We start from the raw sequence: 15,378 nt of genomic DNA, 5'->3' as shown, positions 1-15,378 counted from the left end.
CCTTCCCCATCGCACCACCCGCACCGCACCGCACCGAACCACCCCGTCCGACCGCCCGGTTGCCAACGCCGCATGGGTGACTTCATGCCTTCGGGCCTGCTCTAGGGACTGATGACGTTCATGGCTAACGAGGACAAGCTCCGCGACTACCTCAAGCTGGTCACTACCGACCTTCGGCAGACCCGCCGACGCCTCCAGGAGGTCGAGGCCCGGCAGCAGGAGCCCATCGCCATCGTCTCGATGAGCTGCCGCTTCCCCGGCAACGCGCACACTCCGGAAGACTTCTGGACCATGCTGGTGGCGGGCGTCGACGCCGTCTCCGAACTGCCCGCGAACCGAGGCTGGGACCTGGAGAACCTGTACCACCCCGACCCGGAGCACCAGGGCACGAGCTACACCCGCTCCGGCTCGTTCCTGTACGACGCGGCCGACTTCGACCCCGGGTTCTTCGGCATCTCGCCGCGCGAGGCCACGATGATGGACCCGCAGCAGCGACTTCTCCTGGAGACCTCCTGGGAGGCACTGGAACGAGCCGGGATCGACCCCGGCACCCTGCGCGGCGAGAAGGCGGGCGTGTTCGTCGGCAGCAGCGACCAGGGGTACGGGGCCGCGGCCGCCCGTGCCCGGGACCGCGTCGAGGGACACATGCTGACGGGCGGCTCCGGCGCGGTGCTGTCCGGCCGTATCGCCTACACCCTCGGGTTCGAGGGCCCCGCCGTCACCGTCGACACCATGTGCTCCTCGTCGCTGGTCGCGCTGCACCTCGCCGTCCAGGCCCTGCGCCAGGACGAGTGCCGCCTCGCCCTCGCGGCCGGCGCCACCGTCATGGCCGGCCCACGGAACTTCGTGGAGTTCAGCAGGCAGCGTGGGCTTGCGCCGGACGGTCGCTGCAAGCCGTTCGCGGCGGGTGCGGACGGCACCGGCTGGGGTGAGGGTGTGGGGGTGCTGCTGCTGGAGCGGTTGTCGGATGCGCGGCGCAATGGTCATCCGGTGCTGGCGGTGGTGCGGGGTTCGGCGGTCAACCAGGACGGTGCGAGCAATGGTCTGACCGCGCCCAACGGTCCTTCGCAGGAGCGGGTGATCCGGGCGGCGCTGGCCAACGCTCGTCTGAGCGCGGACCTCGTGGACGCGGTGGAGGCGCACGGTACGGGCACCACGCTGGGCGACCCGATCGAGGCACAGGCCCTGCTGGCGACCTACGGCCAGGATCGAGAAGAACCACTGCGGACGGGCTCTCTCAAGGCCAACATCGGTCATCTGCAGGCCAGTTCGGGCGTGGCCGGCGTCATCAAGATGGTCCTCGCCATGCAGCACGGCGTCCTGCCGAAGCTGCTGCACCTGGACGAGCCGACACCGCACGTCGACTGGTCGTCCGGAGCGGTCGGACTCCTCACGGAGAACGAGGAGTGGCCCGAGACCGGCCGCCCCCGCCGCGTGGGCGTGTCCTCCTTCGGCGGCAGCGGCACCAACGCCCATGTGATCCTGGAGCAGGCGCCGGAACCCGACCCCGGGACACGGGAACCGGAGACCACCGACGACACCGTGGCACCGGTGTTCGTGGCCGGCGGCGCGGTTCCGTGGGTGGTGTCGGGGCGTGGTGGAGAGGGGCTCACCGGTCAGGCGGGGCGGCTGGCGTCGTACGTGGAGTCGGCCGGCGAGGACGTCCGGCCGGTGGATGTGGCGTGGTCGCTGGCCGCCACACGGGCCGCGTTCGAGAACCGGGCTGTCCTCCTCGGCGCGGATCGGAGCGAACTCCTCTCCGGCCTCGGCGACTTGGCGGCCGACCGTACGGTCCCGGGAGCGGTGACCGGCAACTTCGACGTAGTACCCGACGGCACCGTGTTCGTGTTCCCGGGGCAGGGGGCGCAGTGGGTTGGTATGGGGCGGGAGTTGTGGGGTGTCTCGCCGGTGTTCGCGGCGTCGATGGAGGCGTGCGAGGCCGCGCTGGCTCCGTTTGTGGGGTGGTCGTTGAGTGAGGTGGTGCGGGGCGGTTGCGAACTGGTTGATGTGGATGTGGTGCAGCCGGTGTCGTGGGCGGTGATGGTGTCGTTGGCGGCGGTGTGGCGTGCGTGTGGGGTTGAGCCGTCGGTGGTGGTGGGTCATTCGCAGGGGGAGATCGCGGCTGCGGTGGTGGCGGGTGGTCTGTCGTTGGAGGACGGGGCGCGGGTGGTGGCGTTGCGGTCGCGTGCGATCCGTGTGATCGCGGGGCGCGGTGGCATGGTCTCCGTGCCTCTTGCACTGGCTGATGTGGAGGAGTTGCTGGTCGGTTGGGGGGGCCGTATTGATGTTGCTGCGGTGAATGGTCCTGGTTCGGTGGTGGTGGCCGGGGACGCGGATGCGCTGGATGAGCTGATGGCGCACTGCGAGAGCAGTGACATCCGGGCGCGTCGTGTTCCGGTGGACTACGCGTCGCACACCTGGCATGTGGAGGCCATCGAGGCCGAGCTGGCCCGGGTCCTCGCGGCTGTCGCGCCGCGTCCTGGTGAGGTGCCGTTCTTCTCGACGACGGAGGCGGAGGTCATCGACACGGCTGGGCTGGACGGGGGTTACTGGTATCGGAATCTGCGTCAGCGGGTGCGTTTCGCCGACGCCGTCGAAGGTTTGCTGGAGCAGGGCTATGGGGCGTTCGTGGAGGTGAGTTCCCATCCGGTGCTCGGCATGGCGGTCCAGGAGGCCGCACCCGACGCGCTGGTGGTCGGGACTTTGCGGCGTGACAAGGGCGGCGCGCACCGTTTCCTGACTTCGCTGGCCGAGGCGTGGGTGCGTGGCATCCCGGTGGACTGGACGGCGGTCCTGGCCGGCCACGACGCCCGCACGGTCCCGCTGCCGACGTACGCCTTCCAGCACCGCCCCTTCTGGTTCGAGCCCGATACGCCGCAGCTTGTCGCCGCGACCGGCGGTGTCCAGGACCCGGCGGACGCCGAGTTCTGGGCGGCTGTCGAGGAGCAGGACGTCGCAGCACTGACCGGTGTGCTCGACGTCGCCGAGGACACCGGGCAGGAGGCGCTGGCCCAGGCGCTGCCCGTGCTGTCGGCCTGGCGGCGGGGCCGCCGTGCCGCGTCCACCATCGACTCCTGGCGCTACCGCGTCGCCTGGCGGCCGACGGCCGAGCCCACCTCCACGACCCTGGACGGGACCTGGCTGGTCGTCATCCCCGCGAGCCACGCGGGCGCCGAACTCGTCCGGGTCTGTCTGGAGGGCCTCGCCTCGCACGGGGCGCAGGCCGTCCCCCTGTTCGTCGACTCCTCCGACACCGACCGTGAGCGGCTGGCCGCCCTGCTGACCGAGACGGCCCAGCACAGCGGTGTCCACTCCGCCCAGTTCAGCGGGGTGCTCTCGTTCCTCGGGCTCGAAGAGCACCCGTACCCCGAGCAGCCCGGACTCGCGGCCGGTCTGGTGGCCGGGCTGGCCCTGGTCCAGGCGTGCGGCGACACCGGCGTACGTGCCCCGCTGTGGCTGGCCACCAGCGGAGCCGTCGCCACGGGCGACAGCGACCCGATGCGCAACCCCGTGCAGAACGGCACCTGGGGCATGGGCCGGGTCGCCGCGCTGGAACATCCCGAGTTCTGGGGTGGCCTCGTCGACCTCCCCGAGAAGCCCGACGAGCGGACCGCCGCCCGGCTGTGCGGAATCCTCGCCGACTCCGGCGCCGAGGACCAGGTGGCCATCCGCCGGACCGGCATCCTGATCCGCCGACTGGCCCGGGTCCCCGCAGCCGCCACCGGCGACGGTCACCGCAGCTGGACCTCGCGCGGCACCGCGCTGATCACCGGCGGCACCGGTGGCCTCGGCGGGCACACGGCCCGCTGGCTCGCCCGCAACGGCACCGAGCACCTCGTCCTGGTCAGCCGGCGCGGCGCGGACGCACCCGGCGCCGCCGAGCTGGAGGCCGAGCTGCGCGCCCTGGGCGCCCGCGTCACCATCGCCTCCTGCGACATCGCCGACCGGGACGCCCTGGCCGCGCTCATCGAGCGGGTCGAGACCGACGGGCCGCCCATCCGCACCGTCGTGCACACCGCAGGCGTCGGCATCCTCATCCCGATGGCCACCACCACGCTCCAGGAATTCGCCGACGGCGCCGAGGCCAAGCTGTCGGGCGTCGCGCATCTCGACGAGCTCTTCTCCGACGACCGGCTCGACGCCTTCGTCGTCTTCTCCTCCGTCGCCGGCGTCTGGGGCAGCGGCGACCACGGTGCGTACGCGGCGGCCAACGCCTACGCCGACGCGGTCGCCGAGCACCGGCGGGCCCGCGGCCTGGCCGGTACGTCGATCGCCTGGGGCATCTGGAGCGACGAGGGCGGCGGCATGGCCCTCGACATCGTCCAGGAGCAACTGCGCTGGCGCGGTATCCCCTTCATGGACCCGGCCCTCGCGGTCATGGGCATGCAGCAGGTGCTGGACCGGGACGAGTGCTTCGTCGCCGTCGCCGACATCGACTGGGAGCGCTTCGTCCCCGTCTTCACCGCCGCCCGCCCCCGCCCCCTGCTCACCGAGGTGCCCGAGGTCGCCGAGATCCTGCGCGCCGAGGAGGACCGGCACCGGCCGGACGCGTCGGCCACGGCGAGTTCCGGACTCGTCGACCGGCTGCGCGGCCTGGCCCCCGACGAACAGCAGCAGGCCGTACTCGACCTGGTGCGCGCCCAGGTCGCCGGAGTGCTCGGGCACGGCAGCCCGAACAGCGTCGAAGTGGGCAGGGCCTTCCGGGAGTTGGGCTTCGACTCGCTGACCTCGGTCGAGCTGCGCAACCGCCTGAACGCCGCCACCGGCCTGCGCCTGCCGGTCACCGTGATCTTCGACCGGCCCACGGTCACCGCGCTGGCCCGCCACGTCCGCGAGGAACTGCTCGGAGACACAGCGGCCCTTCCCGTGCCCGCCGTCTCCGCGGCCCCGGCCCGCGGGCCCGCCGCGGACGACGACCCCATCGTCATCGTCTCGATGAGCTGCCGCTATCCCGGCGGCGCCGACAGCCCCGAGGAACTGTGGCAGATCCTCGCCGAGGGCCGTGACGTCATCGACGCCTTCCCCGACGACCGCGCCTGGGACCTGGAGGCGCTCTACGATCCGGACCCGGACCGCGAGGGCACCTGCTACGCCCGCGAAGGCGGCTTCGTCTACGACGCCGCCGACTTCGACCCCGGCTTCTTCGGCATCTCGCCGCGCGAGGCCGTCGCCATGGACCCGCAGCAGCGCCTGCTGCTGGAGACCTCCTGGGAGGTACTGGAACGGGCCGGGCTCGTCCCCGAGGAACTGCGCGGCACTCCCGTCGGCGTGTTCGTGGGCGCCGCCAACCAGGGCTTCGGCGGCCTGGACAACCTGCCCGAGGGCGTCGAAGGACACATCGTCACCGGCAGCGCCACCAGCGTGCTGTCCGGCCGCGTCGCCTACACCCTCGGCCTCGAAGGCAGCGCGGTGACCATCGACACGGCGTGCTCCTCGTCGCTGGTGGCCCTGCACATGGCCGTCCAGGCGCTGCGCTCCGGCGAGTGCTCGATGGCCCTCGCGGGCGGCGTCGCCGTGATGGTCGAGCCCATCGGCTTCATCGGCTTCGCCCGCACCCGGGGCGTCGCCAAGGACGGTCGCTCGAAGGCGTTCGCCAAGGCCGCCGACGGCATGGGCCTCGCCGAGGGCGCGGGCATGGTGCTCCTGGAGCGGCTCTCGGACGCCCGCCGCAACGGGCATCCCGTGCTGGCGGTGATCCGCTCCACCGCCCTCAACCAGGACGGTGCGAGCAACGGTCTCAGCGCCCCCAGCGGCCCTGCCCAGCAGCAGGTGATCCGGGCGGCCCTCGCCAAGGCCGGGCTGTCCGCCGCGGACGTGGACGCGGTGGAGGCGCACGGTACGGGCACCGCGCTGGGCGACCCGATCGAGGCGCAGGCGCTGCTGGCGACCTACGGCCAGGGCAGAGACCCGGAACGGCCCCTGTGGCTCGGCTCGTTGAAGTCGAACATCGGTCACGCGCAGGCCGCCTCCGGTGTCGGCGGTGTGATGAAGATGGTGCTGGCGTTGCAGCACGGAGTGCTTCCCCGGACCCTGCATGTCGACGAGCCGACGCCGCATGTCGACTGGTCGGCGGGGGAGGTGTCGTTGCTGACGGAGGCCGTGGACTGGCCCGAGACCGAAGGGCGTCCGCGCCGGGCCGGTGTGTCGTCCTTCGGCGTGAGCGGCACCAACGCGCATGTGGTGCTGGAGGAGGCTCCGGCGGTCCCGGCGACGGCTTCCGGGGATGTGGACACCGTGTCGGTGTTCGTGGCTGGTGGTGTGGTGCCGTGGGTGGTGTCGGGGCGTGGTGGGGAGGGGCTGGCGGGTCAGGCCGGCCTCCTCGCCTCGTATGTGAGGTCGGTCGGCGAGGATGTCCGGTCGGTGGACGTGGGGTGGTCGTTGGCGTCGACGCGTACGGCGTTCGAGAACCGGGCTGTTGTCCTGGGTGGTGAGTCGGCTGAACTTGTTGCCGGGCTGGGTGTGTTGGCGGCGGGTGGGGTGGTCGGCTCCGGTGTGGTGCGGGGTGCGGTGACGGGTGGTGTTGATCGGGTGGTGTTCGTGTTCCCGGGGCAGGGGGCGCAGTGGGTTGGTATGGGGCGGGAGTTGTGGGGTGTCTCGCCGGTGTTCGCGGCGTCGATGGAGGCGTGCGAGGCCGCGCTGGCTCCGTTTGTGGGGTGGTCGTTGAGTGAGGTGGTGCGGGGCGGTTGCGAACTGGTTGATGTGGATGTGGTGCAGCCGGTGTCGTGGGCGGTGATGGTGTCGTTGGCGGCGGTGTGGCGTGCGTGTGGGGTTGAGCCGTCGGTGGTGGTGGGTCATTCGCAGGGGGAGATCGCGGCTGCGGTGGTGGCGGGTGGTCTGTCGTTGGAGGACGGGGCGCGGGTGGTGGCGTTGCGGTCGCGTGCGATCCGTGTGATCGCGGGGCGCGGTGGCATGGTCTCCGTGCCTCTTGCACTGGCTGATGTGGAGGAGTTGCTGGTCGGTTGGGGGGCCGTATTGATGTTGCTGCGGTGAATGGTCCTGGTTCGGTGGTGGTGGCCGGGGACGCGGATGCGCTGGATGAGCTGATGGCGCACTGCGAGAGCAGTGACATCCGGGCGCGTCGTGTTCCGGTGGACTACGCGTCGCACACCTGGCATGTGGAGGCCATCGAGGCCGAGCTGGCCCGGGTCCTCGCGGCTGTCGCGCCGCGTCCTGGTGAGGTGCCGTTCTTCTCGACGACGGAGGCGGAGGTCATCGACACGGCTGGGCTGGACGGGGGTTACTGGTATCGGAATCTGCGTCAGCGGGTGCGTTTCGCCGACGCCGTCGAAGGTTTGCTGGAGCAGGGCTATGGGGCGTTCGTGGAGGTGAGTTCCCATCCGGTGCTCGGCATGGCGGTCCAGGAGGCCGCACCCGACGCGGTCGTGACGGGGACTCTGCGGCGTGACAAGGGCGGCGCGCACCGTTTCCTGACTTCGCTGGCCGAGGCGTGGGTGCGTGGCATCCCGGTGGACTGGACGGCGGTCCTGGCCGGCCACGACGCCCGCACGGTCCCGCTGCCGACGTACGCCTTCCAGCGCCGCCGTTACTGGCTGGAGAAGAGGGTTCCCGCGGGTGTTGCGGTCTTCGGGCAGGAGGCGGTGGACGCCCGCTTCTGGGAGGCGGTCGAGCGTGAGGATCTGGAGGCGCTGGCGGGGACGTTGCGGGTGTCCGACAGTGAGGCGCTGGCCGGTGTCCTTCCCGTGCTGTCGGGGTGGCGCAAAGAGCAGGTGGCGCGCTCGGCGGTGGACGGCTGGCGGTACAAGGTGGTCTGGAAGCCGGTCGCCCAGGACACTCGGGCCGTCGTCCTGACCGGTACCTGGCTGCTCGTCGTGCCGCAGGGACACCCCGACACCGAGCTCATCACCTCCCTCTCCAGCGGTCTGACGGTCCACGGCGCCGAGGTGACCACCCTGGAAGTGGCCGCCGGCGTCGACCGGGAGCGGCTCACCGCTCTGCTCGGCGGTGTCGTCAGCGACGATGCCGGTGCCGCGCGGCCGGCTGGTGTGCTGTCCCTGCTGGCGCTGGACGAGTCGCCGTACGCTCCGGGCAGCGCCCTCGACAACGGGCTCGCCCTCAACACCGCCTTGGTGCAGGCGCTCGGGGACGCGGGTGTGGCCGCGCCGCTGTGGATCGCCACCCGGGGCGCGGTGTCCACGGGCCGTGCCGACCGGCCGTCCGCGCCTGTCCAGGCACAGGCGTGGGGACTCGGCCGGATCGCCGCTCTGGAGTACCCGCAGCGCTTCGGCGGGCTGGTGGACCTGCCGCCGGAGCTGGACGACCGTGCCCTGACCCGGCTGGTCGCCGCCCTGTCCGGAGCCGCCGAAGAGGACCAGGTGGCCGTACGGGGTTCCGGGCTCTTCACACGGCGGCTGGTACGGGCGGCCGCGCCGGCCGACCCCGCGTCCACCGGCTGGGAGCCGAACGGCACCGTGCTGGTGACCGGGGGAACCGGGGGCGTGGGGGCCCATGTCGCCCGCTGGCTGGCCCGCAACGGCGCCGGTCATCTGCTGCTGGCCGGACGCCGGGGCCCGGACACGCCCGGCGCGGCCGAACTGGAGGCCGAGCTGACCGCGCTCGGCGCCCGAGTCACGCTCGTCGCGTGCGATGCCGCCGACCGCGACCAACTGGCCGCGCTGCTGGCCGCCGTACCCGAGGACCAGCCGCTCACCGCGGTCGTGCACGCGGCCGGGGTGCTCGACGACGGAGTGCTGGACGGCCTCACCCCCGAGCGGGCGGAGACCGTGCTGCGGCCCAAGGTGGCGGCCGCACTGCATCTGCACGAGCTGACCCGGGACCTGGAACTGGACGCGTTCGTGCTGTTCTCCTCGCTCGCCGGCACCCTCGGCGGCCCCGGGCAGGGCAGTTACGCCGCGGCCAACGCCTTCCTCGACGCGCTGGCCCGGCAGCGGCACGCCGACGGGCTGCCCGCCACGTCGGTCGCCTGGGGCGCCTGGGGCGGCGGCGGTCTGGCCTCCGGCGAGACCGGCGAGCGGCTGGCCCGTTCCGGCATGCCCGCCATGGAGCCCGAGTCCGCCCTGACCGGGCTTCAGCAGGCCGTGTCCGTCGGGGAACCCGTGCTGGCCCTGGCCGACGTACGGTGGGAGACGTACGCGTTCGCCCACTCCGAGCGTGCCCCGCGAGTCCTTGCCGAACTCCCCGAGGTACGGGAGGCCCTCGCGGCGCGTACCGTGCCCCTGGCGGACGGCGGTGACGGCAACGCGCTCACGGCGCGCCTCGCGGGCCTGCCGTACGACGAGCAGCGGCGCGAACTCCTCGGGCTGGTGCGGACCTTGGCCGCAGCGGCGCTCGGGTACCCCGGCGCCGACCAGGTCGACGAGGAGCGGGCCTTCCGCGACCTCGGCTTCGACTCGCTCACCGCGGTGGCCCTGCGCAACACCATCGCCGAGAGCACCGGCCTCCGGCTGCCGGTCACCCTGGTCTTCGACCATCCGACCGCCGTCGCGCTCGCCGCGAAACTGCACGCCGACCTGTTCGGCGCCGCCGTCCCGTCCGGCGCGACCGGTCCGGTACCGGCCGCCGCGTCCCGGCCGGCCGTGACGGACGACGACCCGGTGGTGATCGTGTCGATGGGCTGCCGCTACCCCGGCGGGGTTGACGGCCCGGAGGAGCTGTGGAGGCTGCTCGCGCGGGGCGGTGATGCCGTGTCCGCCTTCCCGGAGGACCGCGGCTGGGACCTCAAGGGTGCCTTCGACCCCGACCCGGACCGTCCGGGCACCTTCTACGCCCGCGGCGGCGGATTCCTGTACGACGCGCACCACTTCGACCCGGAGTTCTTCGGGATGAGCCCGCGCGAGGCGCTGGCCGTGGACCCGCAGCAGAGGCTGCTGCTGGAGACGTCGTGGGAGGCGTTCGAGCGGGCCGGCATCGAGCCCAGGACCTTGCGCGGCAGCAGCACCGGGGTGTTCGTCGGCTCCAACTACCACGACTACGGCTCCCGGGTGCAGCACGCCCCGAAGGACTTCGAGGGCTATCTGGCCACCGGCAGCGCCGGCAGCGTGGCCTCGGGGCGGATCTCGTACACCTTCGGTCTGGAGGGCCCGGCCGTCACCGTCGACACCGCGTGCTCCTCGTCCCTGGTGGCCCTGCACATGGCCGCCCAGGCGCTGCGCTCCGGTGAATGCGCCATGGCGCTGGCCGGCGGGGTCACGGTGATCTCCTCGCTGGACACCTTCATCGAGTTCAGCCGGCAGCGGGCGCTGTCCGCGGACGGCCGCTGCAAGGCGTTCTCCGACGACGCCGACGGCGCGGGCTGGGCCGAGGGCGTCGGCGTCGTGCTGCTGGAGCGGCTCTCCGACGCCCGCCGCAACGGCCACCCCGTCCTCGCGGTGCTCGCCGGTTCGGCGGTCAACCAGGACGGCGCCAGCAACGGCCTCACCGCGCCGAGCGGCCCCGCGCAGCAGCGCGTCATCCGGCAGGCCCTGGCCGCCGCCGGGCTCGCCCCGGCCGATGTGGACGCCGTCGAGTCGCACGGCACCGGCACCCGGCTCGGTGACCCCATCGAGGCGCAGGCGCTGATGGCGACGTACGGCCAGGACCGGCCGCAGGACCGGCCGCTGCTGCTCGGCGCCCTGAAATCGAACATCGGGCACACGCAGGCCGCCTCCGGTGTCGGCGGTGTGATCAAAATGGTGCTTGCGATGCGGCACGGGGTGCTGCCCCGCACCCTGCACGCCGAGCGCGCGTCGACCCGGATCGACTGGACCGAGGGGGCGGTGTCGCTGCTGACGGAGGCCGTCGAGTGGCCGGAGGCCGAAGGACGTCCGCGCCGGGCCGGTGTGTCGGCGTTCGGCATCAGCGGCACCAACGCCCATGTGATCCTGGAGCAGCCGCCCGCCGAGTCCCCTCAGCCGTCCGCCGAGTCCGCGCAGTCGTCCGCCGGAGCTTCGCAGCCGTCCGCCGGGGATGCGCAGCCGTCGGGGAGCGTGACGCCGCGCACGCCGGCCGGCGAGGACGGCCCGTCAGCGGAAGGAGTGCCCGTCCCGGTGGGCTCCGGCGGTGTCGTCGTCCCCTGGGTGCTCTCCGGCCGTGGCGCCGACGCCCTGCGCGCCCAGGCCGTCCGTCTGCTCGCCCATCTGGAGGACCCGGAGCGGCAGGACGCCGCCGCACCCGTCGACATCGCGCACTCGCTCGCCCTCGGCCGGGCCGGATTCGACCACCGGGCCGCCGCCATCGGCCGTGATCAGGACGAACTCCTCTCCGCCGTAAGGGCGTTGGCGGAGGACCGGGAGGCTCCCGGGCTGGTGCGCGGAGTGCGGCGCCGTGGCGGGCGCACCGCGTTCCTCTTCAGTGGTCAGGGAAGTCAGCGCCCGGGTATGGGCCGTGACCTGTACGCCGCCCACCCCGTGTTCGCCGACGCCCTCGACGCCGTCTGCGCCGAACTCGACCGCGAACTCGAACGGCCCCTGAAGGAGGTGCTGTTCGCCCCGGCCGGTTCGCCCGACGCCGAGCTGCTGGACCGCACCGCCTACACCCAGGCCGGGCTGTTCGCCCTGGAAGTGGCCCAGTTCCGGCTGCTGGAGCACTGGGGTCTGCGACCGGACCTCGTCGTCGGCCACTCCATCGGCGAGCTGGCCGCCGCCCATGTCGCCGGTGTGTTCGACCTCGCCGACGCCTGCCGTCTGGTCGCCGCGCGCGGCCGGCTGATGCAGCAACTGCCCGACGGCGGGGCGATGCTGGCCGTGCAGGCGGGTGAGACGGAGGTCGCGCAGGCCCTGCGGACCTACGAGGACCGGGTGTCCCTCGCCGCCGTCAACGGGCCGGCCTCCGTGGTCGTCTCCGGCGACGAGGAGGCCGTGGAGGAACTCGCCCAGGCGTGGCGCGAGGCCGGGCTGCGCACCAAGCGGCTGACGGTGTCGCACGCCTTCCACTCGCCGCGGATGGAACCCATGCAGGCCCGCTTCGCCACCGTCGCCCGCGAGACGACGTACGCGCCCCCGAGCGTTCCCGTCGTCTGCGACCTCACCGGTGAACTCGCCGACTCCGGACAGCTGGAGGACGTCGAGTACTGGGTCCGCCACGTGCGCGGCACGGTCCGCTGGGCCGACGCCGTCGCGACCCTGGAGCGGCAGGGGGTGACCGCGTACCTCGAACTGGGCCCCGACGCGGTGCTCACCGCCATGACCCGGGACTGTCTCGCCGAACCGCAGGCCGCCGTCGTCACTCCGCTGCTGCGCCGCGACCGGCCCGAGGAGACCGCGGTCACGACCGCTCTCGCCACCCTTCACATGCACGGTGCGGGCCCCGACTGGGCCGCGTTCTTCGCCGGCCGTCCGGTGCGCCGGGCCGACCTGCCGACGTACGCCTTCCAGCGGGCCCGGTACTGGCTCGACGCCGAACCCGGCGTGCCGGACCTCGCCGCCGCGGGGCTCTCCGCCGGCGAGCATCCCCTGCTCGCGGCGGGCACGACCCTGGCCGGCGGCGACGGCTACCTGCTCACCGGGCGGCTGTCGCTCAGCAGCCACCCCTGGCTCGCCGACCACGCGGTCGCCGGCACCGCGATCCTGCCCGGCACCGCCTTCCTGGAGCTGGCGCTGCTGGCAGCCGACCGGGTCGACTGTGCCGTCGTCGACGAACTCACCCTGGAGGCACCGCTCGTGCTGCCCGAACAGGGGGCCGTCCACCTCCAGGTCACCGTCGGCGAACCCGGCGAGCGGGGAGTGCGCGGGGTGACCGTGCACTCCCGGCCGGACGACGCGGCGGACGACGAGCCCTGGACCCGCCACGCGCTCGGGCAACTCGGCACCACGGCGGACCCGGCGGACGACGTCCCGCTCGAGCCGTGGCCGCCGCAGGGCGCCGAGGAGATCGCGGTGGACGGGATCTACGACCGCTTCGCCGCGGGCGGCTTCGGCTACGGACCCGCGTTCCAGGGGCTGACCGCCGCCTGGAGGCTCGGCGAGGAGGTGTACGCCGAGGTCGAACCGTCCGCCGAGGTCGCCGCCGACGCCGGTGGGTACGGGCTGCACCCGGCCCTGCTGGACGCCGCCCTGCAGACCGTCGGACTGACCGCCGGCGCCGCCTCCGGGACCGCGCTCATGCCGTTCAGCTGGACCGGCGTACGCCTGCATGCGCCGGGAGCGGGTGCGCTGCGGGTGCGTCTCGTCCCGGCCGGACCCGACACGGTCGCGCTGACCGTCACGGATCCCGCCGGCAGCCCCGTCGCCACGGTGAGCGGGCTGACCCTGCGTCCGCTGCCCGCCGGGCAGCTCGGGGACGCCCGTGCCGCCGCCCGTCATCTCCACGAACTGGAGTGGGCGACCGCGGCCGCCGCCCCGGCCCGGACCGCCTCCACGGGCTTCGCCGTCCTGGACGGCGACGGCGACCCCGCCCTCGGGGAGGCCCTGACGGCCGCCGGGCTCGCCGCCGCACCCCTCCCCGACCTGGCCGGCCTCGCCCACGCCGTCGCCGCAGGCGACCTTCCGGTACCCGGGACGGTGCTGGCCGCCGTGCCCGGCCTCGGTGACGACGGCCTCGGTGACGACAAGGGGGGCCTGCCGGCCGGAACCGACCTGGCCGCCGCGGCGCGCCGGACGACCGGCCGTGTGCTGCGGCTGCTGCAGGACTGGCTCGCCGACGACACCTTCAACGCCTCCCGGCTGGTGCTCGTCACCCGGCACGCCGTGACCGTGCACGACGGCGACCGGGCGCCCGACCCGGTGGCATCGGCCGTATGGGGTCTGGTGCGCACCGCGCAGACCGAGAACCCGGAACGCTTCGTGCTCCTCGACTGGGACGGCGCCCAGGAGTCGTACCGGGCGCTGCCCGCCGCGGCCCGCCACGAGGAGCCGCAGATCGCCCTGCGCAAGGGCGAGTTGCGGGTGCCGAGGCTGGTCCGTGCCCGGCTGACCCGGACGGCGGACGGGGACATCGGTACGCTGCTCGACCCGGACGGCACGGTCCTGGTCACCGGGGCCACCGGCGCGCTCGGCGGCCTCGTCGCCCGGCACCTGGCCGGCCGGCACGGTGCCCGGCACCTGCTGCTCGTCGGCCGCCGCGGCCCCGCCGCGCCCGGTGCGCGGGAACTCCTCGACGACCTGACCGCGCTCGGCGCCCGGGCCGAGCTCGTCGCCTGCGACACCTCCGACAGGGAGGCGCTGGCCGCGCTGCTCGCCACGGTCCCCGCGGAGCATCCGCTGACCGCCGTGGTGCACACCGCGGGCGTCCTCGACGACGGCGTCATCGGCTCCCTCACCCAGGAGCGGCTCGACACGGTGCTCGCCGCCAAGGCCGACACCGCGCTGCATCTCCACGAGCTGACCCGGGACAGCGAGCTGCGGGCCTTCGTGCTCTACTCCTCGCTCGCCGGTGTCCTCGGCGGCTCGGGGCAGGGCAACTACGCGGCGGCCAACGCCTTCCTCGACGCCTTCGCCCGGCAGCGGCGCGCCCAGGGCCTGCCCGCCCAGTCCCTGGCGTGGGGCCTGTGGGAGGAGCGGTCGGCCATGACGGGCAAGCTGGACCAGGCCGACCTGGTGCGGATGGCGCGCGGCGGAGTCGTCCCGATGCCGTCCGAGCAGGCCCTCGGCCTTTTCGACGCCGCCGTGGCCACCGACCGGGCCGTGCTGGTCCCGGCCCGCTTCGACACGGCCGGGCTGCGGGCGCCCGACGGGGAGGTCCCGGCCCTGCTGCGGTCCCTCGTCAAGCCCGCCCCCGGCCGTCGCGCGGCCGCCGCCGACGGGGCAGCGCCCGCCGAGCGGCTGCGGCGCAGGCTCGCGGACCTGGACGCCGAGGCGCGCCTCGCGGTGCTGGCGGACCTCGTCCGCGACCACGCGGCGGCCGTCCTCGGTTACGCCGACTCCGAGGCGGTGGACCCCGAACGCGGCTTCCTGGAGCTGGGCTTCGACTCGCTGACCGCCGTCGAGCTGCGCAACCGGCTCAACACCGCCACCGGGCTCAGGCTGCCGGCCACCCTGCTGTTCGACTACCCGACGCCCATCGGGCTGGCCCGTCATCTGCGGGCCGAGACCGCGCCGGGCGCCGCAGCGGCCGTACAGCCGATGCTGGCCGAACTCGACCGGATGGAAGGCGTGTTGGCGGAGATCGCCGGTGACGAGATGGCGCGTTCCGCGCTGGCCGACCGGCTGCGCGGGCTGCTGTCCGCACTGGACACGGCGGCGCCCGCCACCCCCGCGGTGACGTCCGCCGCGGACGGCCCCGGCGGGTCCCCGGAGACGGAGGTCGAGGAGCGCATCGACGCGGCCAGCGACGACGACCTCTTCGACTTCATCGACAAGCAGTTCGGATCCGCGTGACGGGACGCCGACGGTAGACCGCGATTCCCCCTTCCGGGACAGTGGGGCTCGGCGCGGCCGGTGCATTCCGGCCCCGCCGGCCCGCTGGAGGGTGCACGGCTCGGACGTG

The 15,378-nt window shown here is 73.6% G+C and carries 2 protein-coding genes; both read left to right on the top strand.

Features of this window, described 5'->3' with window-relative positions; translation table 11 throughout:
• Window positions 1-108: 108 nt before the first annotated feature.
• Window positions 109-6,990 (top strand): type I polyketide synthase, encoded by a 6,882-nt coding sequence (locus OG289_RS06480; RefSeq protein WP_442819066.1) that lies wholly within the window; start codon window positions 109-111, stop codon window positions 6,988-6,990.
• Complete coding sequence (locus OG289_RS06475; protein WP_327313034.1) at window positions 6,987-15,269, top strand: SDR family NAD(P)-dependent oxidoreductase; 8,283 nt, start codon at window positions 6,987-6,989, stop codon at window positions 15,267-15,269. The genes OG289_RS06480 and OG289_RS06475 overlap by 4 nt, the downstream gene beginning before the upstream one ends.
• Window positions 15,270-15,378: the final 109 nt, after the last annotated feature.

This window comes from Streptomyces sp. NBC_01235, from assembly GCF_035989285.1.
Classification (GTDB): Bacteria; Actinomycetota; Actinomycetes; order Streptomycetales; family Streptomycetaceae; genus Streptomyces.
Note: the sequence above shows the minus strand (reverse complement) of the source record. Positions and strands in the feature narration are given on the sequence as shown.